20 protein-coding genes are annotated in these 21,940 nt (G+C 36.8%); 4 read left to right on the forward strand and 16 right to left on the reverse strand.

Going from position 1 to position 21,940, the window contains the following annotated elements; all coding sequences use genetic code 11:
- Window positions 1-325: 325 nt before the first annotated feature.
- Window positions 326-1,345, reverse strand: coding sequence for a type I glyceraldehyde-3-phosphate dehydrogenase (gap, locus tag P9Q65_RS04525; protein WP_304508175.1), 1,020 nt, complete (start codon window positions 1,343-1,345; stop codon window positions 326-328).
- 507 nt (window positions 1,346-1,852) lie between these two features.
- On the opposite strand from gap (P9Q65_RS04525), the gene P9Q65_RS04530 reads away from it, so the two are divergent.
- A complete protein-coding gene (locus tag P9Q65_RS04530; protein ID WP_304508176.1) occupies window positions 1,853-2,203 on the forward strand; it encodes a DUF1622 domain-containing protein in 351 nt (116 codons plus the stop codon).
- A 374-nt stretch (window positions 2,204-2,577) separates the two neighbouring features.
- Here P9Q65_RS04530 and gap (P9Q65_RS04535) read toward each other — a convergent pair whose 3' ends face one another.
- On the reverse strand, window positions 2,578-3,585 hold the full coding sequence (gap, locus tag P9Q65_RS04535) for a type I glyceraldehyde-3-phosphate dehydrogenase (RefSeq protein ID WP_304508178.1): 1,008 nt from the start codon (window positions 3,583-3,585) through the stop codon (window positions 2,578-2,580).
- 393 nt (window positions 3,586-3,978) lie between these two features.
- Between gap (P9Q65_RS04535) and P9Q65_RS04540 the strand changes: the two genes are divergently transcribed.
- Window positions 3,979-4,344: a zinc ribbon domain-containing protein gene (locus P9Q65_RS04540; protein ID WP_304508180.1), complete on the forward strand. Its 366-nt coding sequence runs from the start codon at window positions 3,979-3,981 to the stop codon at window positions 4,342-4,344.
- Window positions 4,345-4,531: 187 nt separating this feature from the next.
- Here P9Q65_RS04540 and P9Q65_RS04545 read toward each other — a convergent pair whose 3' ends face one another.
- The 3 genes from P9Q65_RS04545 to P9Q65_RS04555 are packed head-to-tail and all read right to left on the reverse strand — an operon-like array spanning window position 4,532 to window position 6,034.
- The gene (locus P9Q65_RS04545) at window positions 4,532-5,245 is read right to left on the reverse strand and encodes a SigB/SigF/SigG family RNA polymerase sigma factor (RefSeq protein WP_304508181.1); all 714 of its coding nucleotides are present in this window, start codon (window positions 5,243-5,245) and stop codon (window positions 4,532-4,534) included.
- 10 nt (window positions 5,246-5,255) lie between these two features.
- Entirely contained in the window at window positions 5,256-5,684 is a 429-nt protein-coding gene (gene spoIIAB / locus P9Q65_RS04550; protein WP_304508183.1) for an anti-sigma F factor, read from the reverse strand.
- Window positions 5,684-6,034 carry an STAS domain-containing protein gene (locus P9Q65_RS04555; protein ID WP_304508185.1) on the reverse strand — a complete coding sequence of 117 codons (351 nt, stop codon included), beginning with the start codon at window positions 6,032-6,034 and terminating at the stop codon, window positions 5,684-5,686. Before P9Q65_RS04555 ends, spoIIAB begins: the two co-directional genes overlap by 1 nt.
- A gap of 206 nt (window positions 6,035-6,240) precedes the next feature.
- Between P9Q65_RS04555 and sigK the strand changes: the two genes are divergently transcribed.
- On the forward strand, window positions 6,241-6,903 hold the full coding sequence (gene sigK / locus P9Q65_RS04560; RefSeq protein WP_304508187.1) for an RNA polymerase sporulation sigma factor SigK: 663 nt from the start codon (window positions 6,241-6,243) through the stop codon (window positions 6,901-6,903).
- A gap of 36 nt (window positions 6,904-6,939) precedes the next feature.
- Here the strand turns inward: sigK and P9Q65_RS04565 are convergent, their stop codons facing one another.
- The 9 genes from P9Q65_RS04565 to hydA form a co-directional block, all read right to left on the reverse strand.
- On the reverse strand, window positions 6,940-8,508 hold the full coding sequence (locus P9Q65_RS04565; RefSeq protein WP_304508188.1) for a recombinase family protein: 1,569 nt from the start codon (window positions 8,506-8,508) through the stop codon (window positions 6,940-6,942).
- On the reverse strand, window positions 8,471-9,910 hold the full coding sequence (locus P9Q65_RS04570) for a recombinase family protein (RefSeq protein WP_304508189.1): 1,440 nt from the start codon (window positions 9,908-9,910) through the stop codon (window positions 8,471-8,473). The genes P9Q65_RS04565 and P9Q65_RS04570 overlap by 38 nt, the downstream gene beginning before the upstream one ends.
- Window positions 9,911-9,933: 23 nt before the next feature.
- On the reverse strand, window positions 9,934-11,577 hold the full coding sequence (locus P9Q65_RS04575) for a recombinase family protein (protein WP_304508190.1): 1,644 nt from the start codon (window positions 11,575-11,577) through the stop codon (window positions 9,934-9,936).
- A 45-nt stretch (window positions 11,578-11,622) separates the two neighbouring features.
- Complete coding sequence (locus P9Q65_RS04580) at window positions 11,623-11,868, reverse strand: DUF6870 family protein (protein WP_304508191.1); 246 nt, start codon at window positions 11,866-11,868, stop codon at window positions 11,623-11,625.
- Window positions 11,869-12,158: 290 nt separating this feature from the next.
- Window positions 12,159-13,412 carry an NAD-dependent dihydropyrimidine dehydrogenase subunit PreA gene (gene preA / locus P9Q65_RS04585; RefSeq protein ID WP_304508192.1) on the reverse strand — a complete coding sequence of 418 codons (1,254 nt, stop codon included), beginning with the start codon at window positions 13,410-13,412 and terminating at the stop codon, window positions 12,159-12,161.
- A 1-nt stretch (window position 13,413) separates the two neighbouring features.
- Window positions 13,414-14,691: an NAD(P)-dependent oxidoreductase gene (locus P9Q65_RS04590; protein WP_304508193.1), complete on the reverse strand. Its 1,278-nt coding sequence runs from the start codon at window positions 14,689-14,691 to the stop codon at window positions 13,414-13,416.
- A gap of 268 nt (window positions 14,692-14,959) precedes the next feature.
- Complete coding sequence (locus P9Q65_RS04595) at window positions 14,960-16,222, reverse strand: Zn-dependent hydrolase (RefSeq protein ID WP_304508194.1); 1,263 nt, start codon at window positions 16,220-16,222, stop codon at window positions 14,960-14,962.
- Between the two features lie 165 nt (window positions 16,223-16,387).
- Complete coding sequence (locus tag P9Q65_RS04600; RefSeq protein ID WP_304508195.1) at window positions 16,388-17,983, reverse strand: NCS1 family nucleobase:cation symporter-1; 1,596 nt, start codon at window positions 17,981-17,983, stop codon at window positions 16,388-16,390.
- Window positions 17,984-18,010: 27 nt separating this feature from the next.
- The gene (gene hydA / locus P9Q65_RS04605) at window positions 18,011-19,369 is read right to left on the reverse strand and encodes a dihydropyrimidinase (protein WP_304508196.1); all 1,359 of its coding nucleotides are present in this window, start codon (window positions 19,367-19,369) and stop codon (window positions 18,011-18,013) included.
- A 638-nt stretch (window positions 19,370-20,007) separates the two neighbouring features.
- On the opposite strand from hydA, the gene P9Q65_RS04610 reads away from it, so the two are divergent.
- Window positions 20,008-20,868: a MerR family transcriptional regulator gene (locus tag P9Q65_RS04610; protein ID WP_304508197.1), complete on the forward strand. Its 861-nt coding sequence runs from the start codon at window positions 20,008-20,010 to the stop codon at window positions 20,866-20,868.
- Window positions 20,869-21,068: 200 nt separating this feature from the next.
- Here P9Q65_RS04610 and P9Q65_RS04615 read toward each other — a convergent pair whose 3' ends face one another.
- Together P9Q65_RS04615 and P9Q65_RS04620 are read right to left on the reverse strand one after the other, a co-directional pair.
- Window positions 21,069-21,605, reverse strand: a complete 537-nt coding sequence (locus P9Q65_RS04615) for a nitroreductase family protein (protein WP_304508198.1) — start codon at window positions 21,603-21,605, stop codon at window positions 21,069-21,071.
- A gap of 4 nt (window positions 21,606-21,609) precedes the next feature.
- Window positions 21,610-21,940: hotdog fold domain-containing protein (locus P9Q65_RS04620; protein ID WP_304508199.1), on the reverse strand; the 331-nt coding region annotated here is incomplete at its 5' end.

Consider the following 21,940-nt stretch of genomic DNA (forward strand, 5'->3'; position numbering starts at 1 on the left):
AATATTCCTATGAAAGGTTAAAAACTTGTATGCGCATACTTCAAATATAAAAACGGCTTTCATGCTACAATACAACCTCATAAAGAAAAAGGAAAACAAGACACAAATTTTAAAAAAGCCAATTCTATGTTTTTACCTTCTTCCTATACTTCTTATCTCCATAAAAAAAAACTCCCTTCTCTTATTTATTCAAGTAAAAGAAAGAAGTTTTCATTGTCATGCTAGATTTTCAGCCGTATCCACAACTTATCATACTAATCAATGTCATAATTGGTGTTTCATATCAATAAACATAATGCTTACAAAAACTCATCAAACCCTTTTATTATACGTTATCAACTGCATACATATGGGCAATTAAATCAACAACCTTATTGCTATAGCCCCATTCATTGTCATACCAAGCAATTAATTTTACAAAATTATCATCAAGCATAATACCTGCCTTTTCATCGAAAATACAAGTATTTGAATCCCCTAAAAGGTCACAAGAGACAATTTCGTCATTCATATAGCTAACAATACCTTTCATTGTTGTCTCTGAAGCTTCCTTTACTTTTGCACAAAGCTCTTCATATGTAGTAGGTGTTTTCAAGCGAGCCGTCAAGTCCACAACAGAGACATCGTTTGTTGGTACACGAAAAGACATACCTGTCAATTTTCCTTGCAATTCAGGAATTACAAGGCCAACAGCCTTTGCAGCACCTGTTGTAGAAGGGATAATATTACCAAATACAGAGCGTCCTGTTCTCCAATCACGGCCTGCTCTTGCATCAACGGCTTTTTGTTTTGCTGTCGCAGAGTGAATTGTAGACATCAAGCCCTGTTCTATCCCAAAATTGTCATGTACAATTTTTACCAGAGGTGCCAAGCAGTTAGTTGTACAAGAAGCATTTGAAACAATATCATACTCACTTTTATATTCCATATGATTTACGCCCATTACAAATGTTGGCATTACATTGTCTTTGGATGGCGCAGTTAAAATTACCTTCTTTGCCCCACCAATTTTATGCAATCCAGCTTTTAAAACTGTATTGAACGCACCGGTGGATTCAATGATGTATTCAGCTCCACACCCTGCCCAGTCAATTAACCCAGCATCACTTTCACTGAATACGTGTATTTTTTTCCCATTTACAATTAAACAGTTTTCTCCAGTTTCAATTTGTCCATTAAAACGTCCAAAAACACTATCATATTTCAACTGATAAGCCATATAGTCCAATTCAGCATTTCTTAAATTGATCCCACAAAGTTCAAACTCATCCTGTCTGTTCATTAATGCTCTAAATACCACTCGACCAATACGTCCAAAACCATTGATACCAACTTTAATTGCCATAGTGTATCCCCTCTCATCGTTTGAAAAACTATTTTTCAAAGTTTATTTTAGCACAATTAGCAAAAAAAAAAGCTGAAAAACAGCAAAAAAATAATTTTCAGAACTCTAACCAGAATCATTCCCCTTTGCGTTTTTAAGTTTATGAAAACTAGATATGGACGTGGGACACTTTTCGTCCAAATTCCTATTTTTGCATAAAAATGTGGGACATTTTTTGTCCTATATTTCTGGCAGTTTTTTTTAGAAAGTACAAAGATAAATAATTTGCCATAAAAATAATAAAATCTTTGAAAAACGCTGAGAGAAAATAAATCACATTCTGTCCTTAAACAACTCTGCTATCTCATCTAGACTCTTTCAAATTTCATATTTATTTCCTGTAATTATGGGCAAAATAGAAATATTAATCTTTTAATCATAGGAAATATAAAGCAGTATTAATTCGTAGATTTTTGTATAAAAATATGATAAAATAAAAAAATACTTGATTCAAAGGAGGGCAAGATTATGGACTTGTTATATAAGCTTATGACAACAATTACAGAAGCAGCTATTTTACTGTTTGAATTTGTCGGTGTAGCTGTTCTTATTGTGGCAGGTGTGTTTGGTATCTATAGCTATATTCGTCGGGATCCCCATGCGCGCCTTAACCTTGCCAAGGGAATGGCTATGGCTCTTGAATTTAAACTTGGTGGGGAAATTTTACGCACCGTTATTGTACATGACTTTTCTGAACTTTTAGTGGTAGGTGGTACAATCTTGTTGCGTGCGGCTTTGGCCTTCTTGATTTATTGGGGAATTAAAAACGAAGAATCGGTAACTGAGCCAAAAGAAAAAGATTGCCAAGACACGCCCTAGGAATTGCCAAAACTCTTAAAATAGAGTGTTTCAATAAAAATTTTCTAGTAAAACTAACCCCTCATAACTCTATTCCAATATGAAAATTGTTTTCTCTAAAATTAAGGATTCTTTTTGGTTTCCATTCTGATTACAAAATATTCTAGTACTTATATTTCTTCTAATGCTTTTCCTTTTTCTATTTATTTTTCCTTCAATTTCACACTCAATCAGCTGATTTATGTTTTAACTTTTTTCAAAAAAGTACCCTTTCTTCTATCAATTTCAATAAAAGAAAGGGTATCATTTTTGTTATATTTTCAAACACCTATCTGGCTAAAATAACAATAATTGGCATTTAAAACCTTAGTATATTCTAATAATAGAGACTTTTATTAGGCATTATCTACGTTGCACATATGAATAATCAAATCCAATGCTTTATTGCTATAGCCCCATTCATTGTCATACCAGCTAACAAGCTTTACAAAATTATCATTCAGCGCAATACCAGCTTTTGCATCGAAAATAGAAGTATGTGCATCAGATAAAAAGTCAGAGGATACAACATCATCTTCCGTATAATCCATAATACCCTTCAGTTCGTTTTCGCAAGCTTTTTTAATCGCTGTTTTAATTTCTTCATATGTTGCAGGTTTTGCCAAACGGCAAGTTAAATCAACAACAGAAACATCAATTGTGGGAACGCGGAATGCCATACCAGTCAACTTGCCTTCCATTTCAGGAATAACTTTTCCTACAGCCTTGGCTGCACCAGTAGAAGAAGGAATGATGTTGGCAGAAGCTGCACGACCACCTCTCCAGTCTTTTTTAGACGGGCCATCAACGGTTTTTTGTGTTGCAGTCTGGGAATGTACTGTTGTCATTAAGCCTTCCACAATACCAAAATTATCATTAATAACCTTGGTTAAAGGCGCTAAGCAGTTTGTTGTACAAGAAGCATTTGAAACGATCTTCATATCACTTGTATACGTATTATTGTTTACCCCCATTACAAACATAGGCGCATCTGCAGAAGGAGCAGAAATAACAACCTTCTTCGCACCACCATTAAAGTGTGCCGCCGCTTTATCCATTGTTGTAAATAGTCCTGTAGATTCTAAGATATAATCAGCACCGGCTTCCTTCCAGGGAATTTCCTTGGGATCCATGCAGTTATATACAGTAACTTCTTTACCATTTACAACAATCTTCCCATCCTTTGCTTCCATCTTTGCATTGTACCGTCCATGGGCAGTATCATACTTTAACATATAAATCATGTACTCCACATCAACGAAAGGATCATTTATAGCAACAACTTCAGCGTCCCCACGCTCCATTGCCGCTCTAAATACCAATCGACCAATACGGCCAAATCCGTTAATACCTATTTTTACCATATAAAAACCTCCTCATTTTTAATAGATAACTGTAAATTTTCGGCAAAACAATTATCTAAAATCAGTATACCACATTTTTCGTCTTAAAAAAAGAAAAAATGGCAAATCACGGTGGATTTTCTTCAATCGAAAAATTGAAAACCTACTTCCATTCTTCCCAACCAAGCAGAAACCATTCTCCTTAATATTCTTCTGAACAGAGCATATCAATAATTGATAATGTTAATAGAGCAGCAGATACGGCAAGAGAAACTGCACTCACTACCAAACGAGATACTTTCACAAAATTACCTCCTTTCGGAAAAACTTGCAAATTATATGGAAATATTTTATCATGTTACCCATAAGAAGTAAAATAAAATCATTAAATTTTTAAAAGGATGTGCTCTTTTTATGATTTTTATCGGGGGTATTGCCCAAGGCCGGAAGGATTTAGGCTTTTTACAAACTTTAGTTTGTAAAAAATGCGGACGCTACAGCAGTGTTTCCGTTTATATGGTTTACACATATTTTAGCTTTTTCTTTATACCACTATTCAAATGGGGTAAAAAATACTATGCAGTTTCAAACTGCTGTCAAACAACTTTTTCTATTTCTGACGAAATAGGCAAAGCGATTGAACGAGGAGAATCTGTAACTTTACAGGAAGATGATTTAGAAATTATAGGTATGGCACATAATTCTTCCTACTGCCCTGACTGCGGTTTTTTATTATCTCCTGATTATACTTATTGTCCCAAGTGTGGCAGAAAATTATAACCTTTTTTACAAAAACTTGGCTCATGACAGCATAATACTATATGCAAATCATGAGCCATTTTTTATTTAAGAATTTTTTAAAGCACACTGAATTTTTATTTGATTCACAATAACTAACACTTCTCCGTATAAAAATTATCCTCTCCACAGGATTTTATCCTTGCATCTTAATAATACATTTTTTCCATTAATCATTTGACAGCCGCTTTCGCATGCGTTCCAAAACCTTTTTTTCAATGCGTGAAACCTGAACTTGCGAAATACCCATTCGTTTTGCAACCTCCGTCTGTGTTCGATCTTCAAAATAGCGAAGGATTATGATTTGTTTTTCCTTAACCTCAAGGCTATCCAGCGCTTCCATTAAGCAAAGGCGATTAATTACCTGTTCTCCGTCTTCTTTTGATGCCAGCTTGTCCTGCACCTGCAAATCCTCCTGCTGAGAAATCGGTGCGTTTAGGCTTTCCACCTCTTTTTTTGCTTCCAAGGCCGGGACAAGTTGCTCCACTTCAACATCCAAGGCTTGAGCAAGTTCTTGTAATGTAACCTCCCGATTGGTTTCCTGTTGAAGCTTTTCCTGCATTCTTTTTGCCTTTGCTGCCAGCTCCTTTAGGCTACGGCTTATCTTTATCGTTCCGTCATCCCTAAGAAACCTGCGTATTTCCCCAATAATCATAGGTACAGCATAAGTTGAAAATTTCACTTCATAGGAAAAATCAAATTTCTCAATACATTTTAAAAGACCAATTGCTCCTATTTGATAGAGATCCTCCATTTCAACACCTCTACCCTGAAACCGTCTGGCAACACTCCAAACCAAACCGGAATTTTCTTGCAGCAATATCTCTTTTGCCTGCCGATCTCCCTCTTTTGCCTGCCGAATGAGTTCCTGTGTCCTATCCATGGTAATCCCCTCATTCCGTAGTCAATGTTTTCACCATATAAATTCTGGTACCCTCTCCCTGCCTGCTTTCAACTCTAATGCCTTCCATAAAAGTTTCCATTATGGTAAATCCCATCCCTGAGCGCTCCAGTTCCGGTTTAGATGTATACAGTGGTTCTCTGGCCTGATTAATATCTGCAATTCCCTTCCCTTGATCAGCCACCTCTATGTAAACTTGTCCATCCTTATAACCACAAAACAGTTCAACTTCCCCTGTTTTTTCTTCATAACCATGAATAATTGCATTGGTAACCGCTTCGGAAACTGCTGTTTTTACATCCGTAATTTCAGACAATGTAGGATCATATTGTGATAAAAATGCCGCCGTCATGATTCTTGCTAAAGCTTCATTTTGAGATTTTGCGGCGAAAAAAACGCGAAATGCATTCTGATATTCCATTATTCCTTTCCTCCTTCCACATATTCCAAAGCCAAATCTAAATTAGGAAATGATGGAATAAGGGATTGCATCGCCGATAGCTGAAAAATCTGTTCCACCCGTTGGTTCGCTTCTGCAACTGCAATTCTGCCCCCCAGCCTTTGGATATTTTTATATCGCCCGATGATTGCACCAATACCGGAGCTGTCCATAAACGAAACGTCCCCCATACGGAAAATAATATTTTTACCGCCCATTTTTTCAAAAGCACGATCCGTTTCTCCTCGTAGTGTCTCACAAGTATGATGGTCAATTTCTCCGTCTATTTTGATAATCAGTGTTCTGTTTCGTTTAAAAAATTTAAGTTCCATGAAATTCCTCCTTCCTAAATAACTATACATGATTTTTTGACCCATGCTCTCAAAATCCATCATCAAATTCTCCCTTGTCACGACATGTCCTCGAAAAAAAGGACAAAAAATCTTTCTTTCAGACACGCACGTAAGAAAAACTTATAACATACAATAAATCTATAACACGATTTCACTGGTTTTTTGAAAATTTTGGGGGTGAGTATGTGCTAGTTTTTTTTATGGCTTTGCCATGTTTGTTTGCCTTTTCTTCTGCCGGGGCCTTTCCGAAACCATTGTCAAAAGAAGAGGAAGCCTTTTATTTAAACCTGTATCAAACAGGAAATGAAGCGGAAAAGAAAGAAGCAAAGGATAATCTGATTCTTCATAATCTTCGGCTGGTAGCCCATATCGCAAAAAAATATTCGGGCAACGCAAGAGAACCAGAAGAATTAATCTCCATCGGAATAATCGGTCTAATCAAGGCTGTCGATTCATATAACACAGAGAAAAATGTAAGACTGGTTTCTTACGCAGCCAAATGTATTCAAAATGAATTACTCATGTGGCTAAGAAGTGGAAAAAAATTTCAAAACGATATATCTCTTCATGAACCCATTGGTACTGACAGAGATGGCAACGAAATCGTCATGCTGGATATCATAAACAGCGACAATCCTGATTTTGTAGATACCATTGATTTTTCTATTAAATCCGAAAAAATGCTAAATGCCGTAAAAACCGTTTTATCCCCTAGAGAAAGGACAGTTATCATACTCCGATACGGTTTGATGAATCAAGATATTCTAACCCAACAAGAAATCGCTGAACGATTAGGAATATCCCGCTCTTACTCTCCTGATATTTTAGGGCTAAACTTTTTTAAATAATATGCAGGAATAACCCAATATTTTTATTCCTGCATATCACTTGGTAAAGACATCTTGAAAATTCCAAAGAATTTTGATTGCTCCATTTTGTTCAATGAAAATGACATCTACAAAAACGTCAACCAGTTCCCTTGTTAAGCTTGGATAAGGGAATATCTTATTTAGCCTTAACATATCCTCCTGATTTTTGGGGAAATCGAATTGAGAATAACCTGATTTTTCCTGCTCCAGCAAAAGTGCACTTTCTATTTTCTCGTAAAGGTCTTGATATCCATTTTTTTTCATTAAAAAATCATCTTTTCCCAGCTTGTTTTCTTTATAGGCTTCATATAACTCAATCTTAGCCAAACCTATTTTCTTTAATTTTTCTTCCTGTTGTTTTATAAGCTTTTTATTTTTTTGAATTCTTTCTTTCGATTGTCCATTAAAATATTCTTCTAACTCACCAGCATTACTGCTTACCATCAGTTTATTTAAATAAAACAATATTGCATCCTCTATGCTATGTTCCGCAATTTTTTCACCATAACAACGAACCCCATTGGTAAACACTAACTTTGGACAACGATATACTGCTACAGAACCTTTGCTCCCATTTTCCTCTGATATTTTCCGTGACATCATATAATGGCAGCCACCGCATCTTACTTTTTTCCATAAAGGATAAGGCTTTTCTTTTTTCCTTGGCTGATAATTTCTTCCTTTTGCCTGAACCTGTTCATAAATATCTCTTCCAATAATTGGTTCATGGGTATTCGGTACTATAATCCATTCTTGTTTCGGCACCTTTTTATCTTCTCTACTTCCTATTTTTTTAGGTTTTACCTTTCCATACACCGAATCCCCCGCGTATCTTTGATCATTTAGTATCCTCCCTATTGTTGCAGGGCTCCATAGGAATTGTTTGCTAACACCGGTGCAGAAAAAGGGCTCCTTTCGCATTTTACGAAGCTTCAAAGGGCTTGGTATCTCTTCAGAATTAAGATAACGGGCAATTTCAATCTGAGGGATACCCGCCAACGCCATTTTAAAAATCCTTTGCACAACAGAGGCCGCCTCTTTGTCTATCACAAGTTTCTGCTCTTTGGATTTTCCATAGCCATACGGCGCAAAAGCTGTAATAAATTTGCCTTGTTCTGCCTTTGACCGTCTTACGCTTGTAATCTTTTGAGATAAATCCTTGCTATAAAGATCATACATTAAATTTTGAAAGGATATCCCCATAAAATCACCGTTACCAAAAGCCCTACCGCTATCAAAATTATCATTGATTGAAATAAATCGAACACCCCAAAAAGGGAAAACCTGCTCAATATAGTTTCCAACTTCAATATAATTGCGGCCAAAACGAGAAAAATCCTTAACCATGATACAAAAAACCTCTCCGTTTCTGGCTTTTTGGAGCAGTTTCATTACACCTGGGCGGTTAAAGTTTGTTCCGCTATAACCGTCATCGCAAAACTCTAATATTTCATATGATGAAAGATCCCTATGATGAAGTATGTAATGCTGTATGAGCTCTCTTTGTCCTTTCACACTAACACTCTCTTCTGGATTTTCATCTTCATCAGAAAGGCGAAGATAAATCCCTATTTTTTGTTCCATATTCCCCTCCCCCATCAAGCATTTTTTCAATTTCGTCAGTTGCCTTATTATACTCAGATTGATATGGGAAGGAAATACAGCAATGATTATTTGTTACAGTAATTTTTTCTATTAATAAACGGCATTTCTCACCGTTAAATTTTTCTGCATTTTCTAAAAAAGTTTTCCCCCCGGAATCAATTAACAATAGAAGATGGCTTTTGCATATTTGTAAAACCACCTCCTGTATTTCATCTTCTCTAATAGAACGGGCGGTGCACCCTCCTTTTTTCAGATATTTTTTGGGACAATTAAAAAAATGGCCTACCAACGTACCATCCTTGCGATAATACCCTCCGTCCCGTTGTAAAGCACTACCACACGCACCGCAAAATAATAAGCCCCGAAAAACATTCTCTGTCCTCTGTCTATGTGCATATTTACTTGCGTTATTTTTTTTCTGTAATGCAGATTGTTTTAAAATATCCTGTACTGCATAAAATATTTCCCGGGATATAATAGGAGCGTGAGTATCTTCTATGATATTCCATTCTATTGGGGGAATAACATCTTTCGTTCCCCCTTTATACAAAGCCTTTTGCGTTTTACGCTCCACAAGGCACCCCATATAACAGTGGTTTTTCAAAACATTTGTAACCGTTGAGCCGTGCCATAGGGCTGATTCTTTTCCATCTGGAAACCCTTCCAGAAAACGAAATTTCATTTGTGTTGGTACACACATCTCGTTCAGCCTTCTGGCAATTCTTGTAGGTCCTACCCCTTCTTTGCGCCACTGAAAAATACTTCTTACAACTTCAGCTTGCTCATTCTCTATCTCCAGTTTGTATGGATCTGTTTTTGATTGAACATAACCATAGGGTGGGATTCTGTTCATAAACTTACCGTTTTTTTTCTTCACATCAATGGCAGTGCTTACTTTTCTTGAAATATCCTTTGCATAACTATCGTGTAAAATGGATTTCAGTGAAACCATTAAGCCATCCTGATGGTCGGCTAAAAGACTATCAAAATTATCATTGACAGATATAAACCGCACACCATTTTTAGGAAATATATTTTCCAAGTAATTCCCTGTTTCTAAATAATTTCTGCCAAAACGAGATAAATCTTTGACGATAATACAATTGATCTTTCCTGTTTCCACATCTTGCATAAGCCTAAAAAATTCCGGTCTGTGGAAATTTGTACCTGTTTGTCCATTATCTATATAGGTATCAATAAAAATCAAATCTTTATGTATCTCCATGTATTTTTCTACCAGTAATATTTGGTTTTCTATGGAGGAATTATCAAGGTTTGTGTCCTCAACGGAGAGCCTTGCATAGATAGCAGAATAATATTTTTGCCTCTCTTTCTTCTCCGTTACACCCACCTGATTTTTTTTTCTGCTTTTTCTTGCCATTTATCATTCCTCCTTAAGAAGAATTAAAATGAATTTTCTTCTCTATAGACTGGGATTTCAGACTTCTGTACTTCTTTTTCAAACTCGTCTGTGTACTGCAATATTACCCTTACAGATTTTTTATCAAAAATGATAATATTTTCTATTAAAAGAACCAGTGTAGTCCTATTTAACTCTGATACACTTTCATCCCCCAAAAACCATCTTATCCGATCATTGTTACAGTCATTTTTTCCAATGAATTTTCCTTTTAAATACAATGCATCTATATTTTTTTGAATCTCACCACATATTTTTTCATAACAGGCTTTCATCTCCAAATACTCATCCTTTGTCAAAACACCCTCTCTGTAATCTTCATAAATAGACATTTTTAGACCTTCATATCTTTCCAGTTCATCTTTTTTCCTATTTAGCTGCAATTCAACCTTTTGCTTTTCTTCTTGTTTTTTCGTTAATCTATCTATTTCTTTCATTTCCCCATCCATTTCACAAAAAAGACTCCTATGCTTTTTCAATAAGACAAGCAACATCTCTTCTATAAAATTTTCTCGAATTCGATGACTGCTACATGCATCTTTATCCTCTTTATTCTTTGAGCAAATATAATAGGCATAGGTTTTCCCTGGGGCCTTTACCGGTTTTCGCACCATATTGCTCCCACACCCACCGCATTTTAGCAAGCCAGATAGCAAATAAAGTTTCTCATTTTCCGGTGAAGTTCTGGTATCGTTAAGCATTATTTTCTGTAGAATTTCAAAATTTTTCTTTGAAATGATAGCCTCATGGGTATGCTCAACCCGTACCCAATCCTCTTTTGGCGTTTTTATTCTTTTTTTGATTTTATAACTTAATGAGGTTTCCTTCCCTTGCAGCATGACCCCCGTATAGATTTCATTTTTCAAAATTCGATCCACTGTCATAGGCACCCATTTGGCTCTTGGATTTAATTTGAAAGGTGTATCATATGGGGAATCATGTAACTTTTTATATTCCATGGGAGATGGCACTCCTAATTCATTCAAGGATTTCGCAATATATGTATTGTTATAGCCTGCCATACGCATGGCAAAGATCTCTTTTACGATTTCGGCAGCTTCTTGGTCAACAACCAGCTTATGTTTATCCTCCTGTGAACGAGAATATCCATAAACAGCAAATGCCCCCACAAAATCTCCGCACTTTTGCCTTATTTTAAGTTGAGATCTTGACTTTATAGAAATATCTCTACTGTAAGCATCATTCATTAAATTCTTAAAAGGAATCAGTATACTATCCGTTTGTGTGGCATCCCGCCCAGTATCAATATTGTCATTGATTGCGATAAAACGAACACCAAGAAAAGGGAAGATTTGTTCAATATACCTTCCCGTTTCAATATAATTTCTGCCAAATCGAGAAAGATCTTTTACAATAATACAATTTATTGTCCCTATTTTTATCTCTTCCAAAAGTTCCTTAAGAGCCGGCCTTTCAAAAGTAACACCGCTATAGCCATCATCAATTTTTACACTGACAACTACAATATCCTTTTTATCTTTTAAATAAAACTCAATGAAATCTCTTTGATTTTTTATACTATTACTTTCCAATTTATCCCCATCTTCCCGAGATAAACGCAAATATATTCCAGCTTTATACATTTTCGTCACATCATCCAAATACATAAAAAATCCTCCCAAACATATCTTGAAAGGGTAACTTACTTAAATCTAGCCCCTAAACTCATTGATACGCTCTTCTAAAGTTGGCCCTGTTTGAGAAAATACACACTCAACAACAATATTCCCGCATTTAAAAAAATAAGGATTTTTAATTTGCCTAATAAAATCAGCAATTCTTTCTTCCTTTGGCAAATCGGTATGTATTACAACATCATTTATATCCACTAAATCATCAGGATTAATGGTGAGCAAGTCATTTTTTTTCATTTCTTCCAATTGCTTTGATGTAATCATAATAAATGCCCCCTTTTCTCTTACTCCATTTATATAAAAAAATTTCTTGTCCTATTCAAGGCAAGAAATTTTAAATTACCTACTTCGTTGCCTATAATCTCTTCTTTTCCTAGGTACAACGAATTTAAAAAGGGGGGACTTCACCGATTCTTTGTTTGAATTTCAGTTTCATATAAAAAAACACCCCTAATCACAATCATCTCTTGCAATTAAGGGTGTTTTCCCACTATCTATTTTCCTGTTCTTCGTTCCATCGTTATCATCATGAAATAATTTTTTTAAAAATAGGATTATTCATATTCTTTTTTCGAAGCAATTTCTGTTTTTTGTCTGCCATCTTTCCACTTAACTTCACCTGGTGTAATGCAGTTTGCCACAGGACAAACATTCAAACAAAGGTGACAGCCCACACATTTATCATTTAACTCAGGTCTGCGCTTCTCTGCATTCCAATCAATTGCTTGATGTCCTGCGTCATAACAAGAAATATAGCATCTACCGCAGCCTACACATTTTTCATTGTTAAAATCAGGAAGAATTTTGAAATCACGATTTAAATCTTCAGCAGGGATAACATTGCCTAAAGCCATTCCGATAAAATCATCCAGCTTGTTATAGCCTCTTTCATCCATCCAGTGCATCAAACCGTTAGCCATATCCTCAACAACGCGATAGCCGTACTGCATAACTGATGTTGTTACCTGCAAGTTTCTGCAACCCAGTAATAAGAATTCCAAACAATCTCTCCACGTTTCGATGCCACCGATACCGGACATGGGAACATTTTTCAATTTTTCATTTTGTAACATCTGAGCAATAAAACGTAATGCAACAGGCTTCACTGCAGCGCCGGAATAACCGGAAATGGAGGATTTTCCGTTTACAACAGGCATAGCTGTCATATTCTCCAAATCAATATTTGTAATGGATTTAATTGTATTGATTGCAGAAATTCCCTTTGCGCCACCTTCCAATGCAGCAATAGCCGGAATGGTCATATCTGTAATATTGGGTGTCATTTTTGCGATGAAAGGAATTTTTGTAGTTTCGGAAACAGCTTTGGAATAAGCTCTTACCAAATCAGGGTTGGAACCAACGTCAGAACCCATTGCATGGGATGTCATCTGTGGACAGGAGAAGTTTCCTTCGATTAAATCCACGCCAACTTCATCACACATTTTTGCTAATTTACGCCATTCCTCTTCATTAGAACCCATAATAGAAGCAACCATTATTTTTTCAGGATAAGCTTTTTTCAACTTATACATATTGTCAAAGTTTACCTCTGTTGGCTTATCGGAAATTTGCTCCATATTTTTAAAACCCAACCAAGGCATACCTTCTTTTTTCACATGGTCAAAACGAGGTGAGCATTCATCTGCAACAAAAATACCAATGGTTTTATAGAAAACACCGCCCCAGCCGCTTTCAAAAGCCTTAGCCACCATTTCATAATTACTGCCAACGGGAGATGATGACAAGAAAAATGGGTTTTCACATCTTACGCCTAAATAATCAATTGACAAGTCTTTTTTTATGCTCATTTTAGTTCACCTCTTTCTTTGCAAGAAACTTCATCATTTCCTCTGCCGCAGCTTTACCGGATGCAACAGCTTCAACAACGGTTTTACCGCCTAAAACAACGTCGCCACCGGCAAAAATTCCGTCTACATTTGTTTTGCAGCCTTCATCTACAACAATCAAACCTTTTTCATTCAAGCTAAAAGGTGCCAAATTACCCATATCCTCCGCACCTTGTCCAATTGCAAAGATAACTGTATCCACTGCAACTTTTGCTTCGGATTCACCATCTCTACCTTTGAACTTCATAGCTTCTACTTTGTCCGTACCTACTACTTCAGCAGGGGCAAAATTAGTGGTGATGGAAACACCTAATGAAAGAACATACTGGAACTCAGCCATATCTGCAGGTGCTTCTTCAATGGTTCTTCTATAATAAATATCAACCTTTTCAGCGCCCAGAAGTTTTGCTGAAACCGCACAGTCCATAGCAACATTTCCGCCGCCGATTACGATAACTCTTCTACCCGGATTATATTTCCCCTCTGATTTTCTGGCTTTTTTCAGGAAATCTGCCGCAGCCAAAACCCCTGTTAAATTAGTACCGGGAATATCAGGGAGTTTTTCCTGCCATAAACCAGCACCGATAAATATAGCTGCATTTTCTTTCTGCAACTGTTCAACAGTAATATCTTTTCCAACCTTCGTATTGAAAACAAACTTAACGCCTAAATTTTTCACTGTTTCGATATCATGGTCAACAACATGCTGTGGCAATCTTGCGGGAGCAATGCCATAAGTCAGCACGCCGCCTGCCTTTTCTTCTGCTTCATAAATTGTTACTTCATATCCATTCTCTGCAAGTTTTGCTGCACAGGCAAGAGAAGCAGGGCCGGAACCAACACAAGCAACTTTTGCGGATTTTTTTACTTCAGGAGCCTTTAATACTGTCATATTCAAAGCTTCTTCCTGTTCTACGGCAAATCTTTGCAATTTTCCAATTTCAATGGGTTTGTCAATACCGCATCTGCTGCAGGCCTCCTCACAAAGTCTGTCATAAGGACAAACTCTTGCGCAGCTACCACCCAGAACATTGTTTTCTCTGATCGTTTCAGCTGCACCTTTCACATTTCTAAAACGAATTGAGCGAATAAATTTTGCAGGATCTGTACCAGCAGGACAGCTTTTGCTACAAGGTGCATCATGGCATAGTAAGCATCTTGAAGCCTCTTCCATAGCCGTTCTTGGCGTGAATCCGTCAACAGCTTCAGAAATATACGTAGATTTCTTTACTTTACTCAAATTCTTCAACTCCTCTCACATATCTAAGCTTTATATGAACTGTCAAAAACAGCCTAGACCTTTACCAATTCCAATCATAATTATTGCTTACGTGCGATTAAGTAATTTTTAATCAATCCTATTTTTATAAATAATAAAAATCCGAGTATTCAACTAATGTGATGAAAGAGGGAGACGCCTCAAAAGTATTTTCAGACGCCTCCCAGCTGTCTAAGTCATAAAAATGTTTCTCTCATTTTATAGCTAAGACAATTTCTTTTTCACCAGACTATTCCTGATCGCACTTTAAAACAGCATTCAGCAATACACTTGCACCCTCTGTACAAACCTCATCACTGGTATGTTCCGGTTCGCAGTGGGACAACCCCTTTTCGGAAGAAACAAATATCATGGTTGTAGGCAAAACATATGCCGCAAACTGTGCATCATGACCTGCACCACTATTGATAAGTTGATGTTTTGTGTTTAGTTCTTCCGCTGACTGTTTTACATAGCCTACCAATTTTTTATCGAAATAAACTGTATCACGATTCCACTGGTCAACTACTTCGCAACGACATTTAGCCCATTCCTGTCCGTCCAAGCCTCTTACAATCTGATATACCTTTTTCAGCACCTCTGGATCTTCATGACGAACATCAATGGAGAAATCCACATAGTCAGGAATTACAGTATGTACACAAGGATGTGCAACAATTTCACCTGTAGTATACACCAATTCGGGATGTCCCAGTTTATCAATTTCTGTATGCAGATAGCAAAGTGCCTGTGCTGCTGCATACAGAGCATCCTGACGATATTCCATAGGGAATGTGCCGGCATGAGCAGCTTGACCATAGAATTTCACTCTGGTGTTAAACATACCCAATACACAAGTAACTACACCAACATCTAACCCTGCATTTTCCAAAATAGGACCCTGCTCAATATGTAATTCAAACATTGCCTTATATTTATCGGGGTTCAAACGATTTTCCTTTGCACCCTTATAGCCGCTTTTTTCAAGGGCTTCACCAAAAGTTGTTATTCTATCCAAAACACTCTTGGAAGCAAGCATGTTTTCCTCTTTAAAGTTTTTCGCAATTGCTTCTGGCAAATAAGAATTACATACTACGCCGGAGCTCATCATTGCAGGAGGATATAAAGAACCTTCTTCATTCGTCCAAATCATAGCAGTTAAGGGGTGTTTGTGAGGAATTTTTTCGGCCGCTACCGTTTCCAAAACTTCCATCGCACCCATAACACCTAAGATACCATCATAGTTACCACCGTTTTTAACGGAATCCGCATGGGAAGCCATAACAATTCTTTTTGCGTTTGGATCACTTCCCGGTAACGTTGCATACATATTGGCAAAATCATCTGTTTCAATGGTTGCGCCAATTTTTTTCATTCTTTCTGTATAATATTCCCTTGCTTGCTTCGCCTCATCAGATAAAGAATATCTGGTAATTCCACCGTGTCCGGCGTCACCAAACTTAGAAAAAGTTCTGATTTTGTCACTCATTCTTTCAAGACTGCATCTGTACATAATTCATTCCTTCTTTCTACCTACTTATATTTTTTATCTTTATTTAACGGGCTTCTCAGAAATTCTCGTTTCTTAAGCATAGAGAATTCCCAAATTTATTGCTTTGTCCGTTACGAGCATATTATGAAGTGAATCTCCAAGTTACTCGAATTTCTTTACGTATTATTAGTCTCTTACTGTAAATGCTTCATGCTCTTCTTCACTTACAAAACCATAATGCGCTTTGCCTTCCGCAGATTTCATTAATGCAACATAAACAACAATTGCAATCACGAAAGATATAACATAACCGTTTGCTGCCAAAAATTGAATGAAATTAGGTTTTAAACCAGAACCCGCATGATATTTCAATGCTGTGTTACCCAGCAAAGGAATAATAAAGGAAACACCCCAAGCAATCATTGCATTTTTATTCCAACCGCCGTTATACCAATATCTGCCGCCTTCTCCTTGATACAGGCCTGCAACGTCTACAAGCTGTTTTTTACAAACAAAGTAGTCCGCAATCAAAATAGCAGCAACAGGAGCAATAATTGTTCCATAGTTATTTAACCAGTTGAAAATATAACTTGAACCGGAACCGTAAATCCACCATGGCTGAGTTACAAATGTTGCGATAAGGCAAGAAATAAGTACCCCTTTCTTGTAGCTGATCCGTTTTGGTGATATGTTGGAGAAACCATTTGCAGGAGCAACTACGTTTGCAGCAACACAAGTTGTGATTGTTGCCATGATTACACCAATTGAACATAATACAACTAAGCCCTTGTTATCTACATAATAGAATACACTTGTGGGATCAAACAAAGCCTCACCAACTGTATATTTTGTTGCCTGAGCAAATAATGCACCAACAAATGCACACAATGCCATAGGGATAGGCATACCTATCAACTGTCCCATAAACTGGCTCTTCTGGCTCTTTGCATATCTAGAGAAGTCAGGAATATTCAGCGCCATTGTTGACCAGAACGCAATATTTCCCGTTAAACCTGCCATATAAACAAAGGTAAAGCCACCATTTTGTGCAATTAAAGCTTCATCATTTCCAGCTGTAAATACATTTGCAAGAGAATGTCCGGATACGGAAATTGCATTTAAGGACCACAATAATAAGCCTAAGATAACAATGATTAAGATTGGACCGCCAACGTTTTGAACCCATCTTACTTTTTCCATACCGTTATAAGCAACTAAGAATACTAAAAGCATAAAGATAAAGAATCCAATTAATTGTCCAACAACAACACCGTCATTTCCCGGAAGAGCTACTTTAACATTTTGATCAGCAAACATGGGAATTGCCACACCAATCAAAGCAGCAATTGCGCCACCGCCAACCCAACTCTGCACTGCCGTCCAACCACAGGCAATAATCGACCTGGAGAAAGTCGGTAGCTGTGTTCCCTTATTCCCAAAAGTCATTCTGGAGAAAATAGGGAAAGGAATACCATATTTCGTTCCGATTTTGGAGTTTAACTGTATTGGAATCAATACAATTAAGTTGCCTAAAATTACGTTGATTACAGACAGCATTGGTGAAATACCCAGGGCAACCAAAGAAGATGCAAGGGCCAAAGATGGAATACAAATTGACATACCTACCCAAAGGTTGCAAATACTAAAAGCATTCCAAGTTCTTTCAGTCACAGTAGTAGGCGCTAAGTCCGGATTATAGTATTGAGAATTGCTAAGTTCAGATGCTGCTTCCTGCGTTAACTCAAAAAGACCATTTCGTTCCTGCTGCGTATATTTACTCATATAACCCTCTCCAATTTTCTTTAGATTTTATTGGCTCAACTTCCTTTTTATCAATTTGCCCCAGCCCGGTTCGCCTTTAAACTCACCATTATCATAAACCAGGCGGCCTCTTGAGAAGGTTTTAACGGGATACCCATGAAGCTTCGTACCTTCCCAAACAGTGTGATCATAATCTGAATGCATGTTTTCACAAGTTACAGTAAAATCTTTTTCCGGGTCATAAATTACGATATCTGCATCTTTTCCAACAGTTAAGCTGCCTTTTTGTCCACACCCAAAAATTCTTGCAGGATTAGAAGAACAAACTTCCACAACTTTTGTGAAAGGAATGATGCCTTCGTTTGCTTTTGAAAGCATGTAAGGATACATATTTTCCACGCCGGCACATCCATTGGGAATTTTTCTAAAATCATCTTTGCCCCAATCCTTTTCAGACTGTTGGAATGGACAGTGGTCTGTAGCAACCGTATCAATATCTCCTCTTTTCAGTGCTTCCCAAATGGCATCCTGGCTTTCCTGCCCCTTCATTGGAGGTGAACAAACAAAGTTTCTTCCGTCTTCTCTTTTATAAACATCACATGTAAAGTTCAAATATTGAGGACATGTTTCAGCATAAATTTGATAGCCTTCCTCTTTTGCTTTGGTTACATATTCAACGCCCTTTTTATTTGCCAGATGCACTATATATAAGGGAGCATTTAAAGATTTTGCCCAAGCAATTGCTCTGGAATCAGCTTCGGCCTCCACAAATTCCGGACGAGACATATAATGATGCCATGCATCGGTCTTTCCTTCGGAAATGTATTTATCCACCAAAGTGTTTACCATTTCATTGTTTTCTGCATGAACACAAATCAATGCGCCAATCTCTTTTGCCTTTTCCAGCACCCTATAAAATACACCATCTGTTACGCCAAAATCATAAACCATAAAAACTTTAAAGGAAGGAACGCCGTAATCCACAGCCTCTTTCATAGAATCCAAAAGATCTCCATGAACATCTTTTACACCAATATGAAATGCATAGTCAACTGCTGCTTCCGGTGCTGCAAGTGCATTTCTTCTTCTTATTACATCCATCATTGTTTCATCAAAGTCTTGAAGAGCAAAATCAAAAACTGTAGTTGTACCGCCACAAGCAGCAGCTCTTGTTCCGGCATAATACCCATCTGCAGAAACCGTACCGCCAAAAGGCATTGCCAAATGTGTATGTGCATCAATTGCTCCTGGTAAAACAAGCTTTCCTGTTGCATCAACAACATTTTCACAAGGAATGTCAGAGAGGTCGTTGCCAATTGAAACTATAATTCCATCTTTTACAGCAATATCGCCTCGAAACATCTCTTTCTCTGTTACAATAGTACCGTTTTTAATTAATAAGTCCATTAACACTCACCTTTCCTTGTTAATCATATAATTAGCTTTTTTACTTTATCAAACGTTGCTTCGCTTTTCTTACCTCCCTTCATTTATTTTTTTATGAAATGTAATATTGCCTACACTTATTTGAAATCTATGAAAAATAAATCATAGCAATAAGTCTGTAAAAATTATTACTTAGCTAAACTCTTTTGTTAATTTTTTTACTTTTCCAACGTTTCCTTCCCTTAAGAAAAAACACACAATTCGCTTTAAATTACGGAAAAAAAGTTGGATATAATCCCACCCGAAAACACTATCTACGTTTCACAATTTGCATTACTGCGTCAATTTTATTTAATATTTCTACAAAAAACTGGTGTTTTTAAACAATCTCATAGCCTGATTATAGGCATTGCCGCAAGGGGAATGTCAATATTATTTCCCACAATTTTTTCTATTAATTACTTATTATTTTGTTGAAACCTTCCTATTGCTGTATCTTATAAATAAAAATGTATTTTCTTACACAGTAACCATTATGGAAATGTAAAGACCGTCCCAATGAAACAACGATTTTTGTCCAATTCTACTATTCTTTAAAATTGAAATAATCAATGGGTTATGCTATAATACTCTATATCATTTATGGGGAGGATGAGAAAATGAGTCAAGACTACAAATACTCTATAAAAGAAGTCTCTGAAATTTGTAATATTCCCAGTAAAACATTGCGCTATTATGATGAAATAAAGCTCGTTGTTCCCGAATATCGAGATGAAGTTAACAGATACAGATACTATAGTAAAAACCAGTTAATCACTTTATGCATTATACGCAAACTACGTTCCATGGATTTTGGGCTAAAAGAAATACATACTATAATAACCGGAAATAAAGCAGACGATCTTGAAAAGAATATTGAACAAAAGTTAACAGAGTTACTGGAAGAAATCAATTCTCTTCAAAAAAAATATTCTTCGACCAGCGCATTTCTTCAACGCTTAAAAACAGGTGTAGACTTTTTAAATATTAAAGATGATATAGCAATTGAAGATATTGCCATAGAAGAGATACCCGAAACCAACTTGGTTTTCACAAGAAAAACTATGAATAATTACTCAAATATTGACGTTTCGGTTCATAGATGGGTGGAAATCCTTAATCTTTGCGAGAAATTAAATATAAAAAATAAAGGTACCATTGTGGTAACATATTACTGCAACCCTTTGGAGCAATTTTTATATACAGATACCGACATTGAATTTGGTATCACTGTTGACGCAAAAGGCAAAGGAGATTGCTTTAGGAACTTTGGAAATTTCACCGCAGCCACTGCGATACATGTTGGAAATTATGCCGATATTATTCATACGCATATTCGCTTGGTTCAATGGATTAACCAAAATCAGTATAAAATCATTGGTCCTGTTTCCGAAGAGTTTATTATTTCTCCTCTTGACATCAATAATATAGATGAGCATGTCACAAAAATTATTGTACCAATCGAAAAAAAACAACAATAGCTAATTTAAATTCACCGCAATCATCCATCCATTAACGTTATTATAAAGGATTATCATTGGAAAATCATTGTTTAATTTCAATTAATGAAAAAAACATGCACTCCCGCTCAAACTGAATGCATTACAAAGTCCCCTGTCATTTCTGACAGGGGACTTCTAACATTCACTATTTTCAACCCAATATTTTCTTTTTCAATCAGTTATAGAAACCTTAAAATTTCAGCTACCTCTTTTCTTCTGGGTGCTTTCGGCATATCATCTGCATAACCACAAGCAATTAATGCAATGATTTCCTCATTTTCAGGCAAATCTATAAACTTTGAAATACCTTCTTCATCAAACGTCGCCATTATCACTGTACCCAGACCCAACTCCGTTGCAGCAAGACATAAGGTCTGACAAGCTACACCTGCATCAAACATTTCCCAGCTCTCCCCCTTGGATGAGGAAAGATGACCGTCCCGTTCATATCCTGAACGTTTTTTTACATTGGAAATAACAAATATCAATGGTGCATTCTTCACAATATGAATGTTCTCTGACGCAACAAGTGTATTGGCAAGTTTTTGAAGCTGCTCTTCTTTTTCTAAAACCGTATATCTTACAGCCTTGCAATTATTCCACGAAGGTGCCCATCTGGCACAATCAATGAGCTGTTCAATCACCTCGTGCTCCACCTTCTTCGGCAAGTACCGTCGTACACTTCTTCTCTTTTTAATGCATTCTATGGTATTCATAAGCTTAGTATGCTTCGTAAACGAACTGTACTACCGTAGATAAAGGCGGCTCAGGAAGTACATCTATGGAGCTTGGATAAGGCGGGTTCTCAGGTACTTCGATGATTTTAAAAGAACGAACTTCAATGATAGCGCGATTTCCGTCCATTTTTTTCACCTTTGCAATAAATTCCATATAATCCCCGGCAAAACATGGCTCATACAGCCGTACCTTTCTTACTTCAATGCAATGTCCTGTATTCTGATATACTTTTGCCATCAGGCGGTTCGCCGCATCATTGGCAAGGGTAATGCTTCTTGCGCCATTTACCACGCCGCCGCCATAAAAAACATCT

It is taken from the genome of Anaerotignum sp., assembly GCF_030625865.1.
GTDB lineage: Bacteria > Bacillota > Clostridia > Lachnospirales > Anaerotignaceae > Chakrabartyella.

What these genes read in the sequence shown, in the direction of transcription:
- gap (WP_304508175.1), bottom strand. Translation starts at nt 1,345, where the DNA reads ATGGCAATTAAAGTTGGTATCAATGGTTTTGGACGTATTGGTCGAGTG.
- P9Q65_RS04530 (WP_304508176.1), top strand. Translation starts at nt 1,853, where the DNA reads ATGGACTTGTTATATAAGCTTATGACAACAATTACAGAAGCAGCTATT.
- gap (WP_304508178.1), bottom strand. Translation starts at nt 3,585, where the DNA reads ATGGTAAAAATAGGTATTAACGGATTTGGCCGTATTGGTCGATTGGTA.
- P9Q65_RS04540 (WP_304508180.1), top strand. Translation starts at nt 3,979, where the DNA reads ATGATTTTTATCGGGGGTATTGCCCAAGGCCGGAAGGATTTAGGCTTT.
- P9Q65_RS04545 (WP_304508181.1), bottom strand. Translation starts at nt 5,245, where the DNA reads ATGGATAGGACACAGGAACTCATTCGGCAGGCAAAAGAGGGAGATCGG.
- spoIIAB (WP_304508183.1), bottom strand. Translation starts at nt 5,684, where the DNA reads ATGGAATATCAGAATGCATTTCGCGTTTTTTTCGCCGCAAAATCTCAA.
- P9Q65_RS04555 (WP_304508185.1), bottom strand. Translation starts at nt 6,034, where the DNA reads ATGGAACTTAAATTTTTTAAACGAAACAGAACACTGATTATCAAAATA.
- P9Q65_RS04565 (WP_304508188.1), bottom strand. Translation starts at nt 8,508, where the DNA reads ATGGAACAAAAAATAGGGATTTATCTTCGCCTTTCTGATGAAGATGAA.
- P9Q65_RS04570 (WP_304508189.1), bottom strand. Translation starts at nt 9,910, where the DNA reads ATGGCAAGAAAAAGCAGAAAAAAAAATCAGGTGGGTGTAACGGAGAAG.
- P9Q65_RS04575 (WP_304508190.1), bottom strand. Translation starts at nt 11,577, where the DNA reads ATGTATTTGGATGATGTGACGAAAATGTATAAAGCTGGAATATATTTG.
- P9Q65_RS04580 (WP_304508191.1), bottom strand. Translation starts at nt 11,868, where the DNA reads ATGATTACATCAAAGCAATTGGAAGAAATGAAAAAAAATGACTTGCTC.
- preA (WP_304508192.1), bottom strand. Translation starts at nt 13,412, where the DNA reads ATGAGCATAAAAAAAGACTTGTCAATTGATTATTTAGGCGTAAGATGT.
- P9Q65_RS04595 (WP_304508194.1), bottom strand. Translation starts at nt 16,222, where the DNA reads ATGTACAGATGCAGTCTTGAAAGAATGAGTGACAAAATCAGAACTTTT.
- P9Q65_RS04600 (WP_304508195.1), bottom strand. Translation starts at nt 17,983, where the DNA reads ATGAGTAAATATACGCAGCAGGAACGAAATGGTCTTTTTGAGTTAACG.
- hydA (WP_304508196.1), bottom strand. Translation starts at nt 19,369, where the DNA reads ATGGACTTATTAATTAAAAACGGTACTATTGTAACAGAGAAAGAGATG.
- P9Q65_RS04610 (WP_304508197.1), top strand. Translation starts at nt 20,008, where the DNA reads ATGAGTCAAGACTACAAATACTCTATAAAAGAAGTCTCTGAAATTTGT.
- P9Q65_RS04615 (WP_304508198.1), bottom strand. Translation starts at nt 21,605, where the DNA reads ATGAATACCATAGAATGCATTAAAAAGAGAAGAAGTGTACGACGGTAC.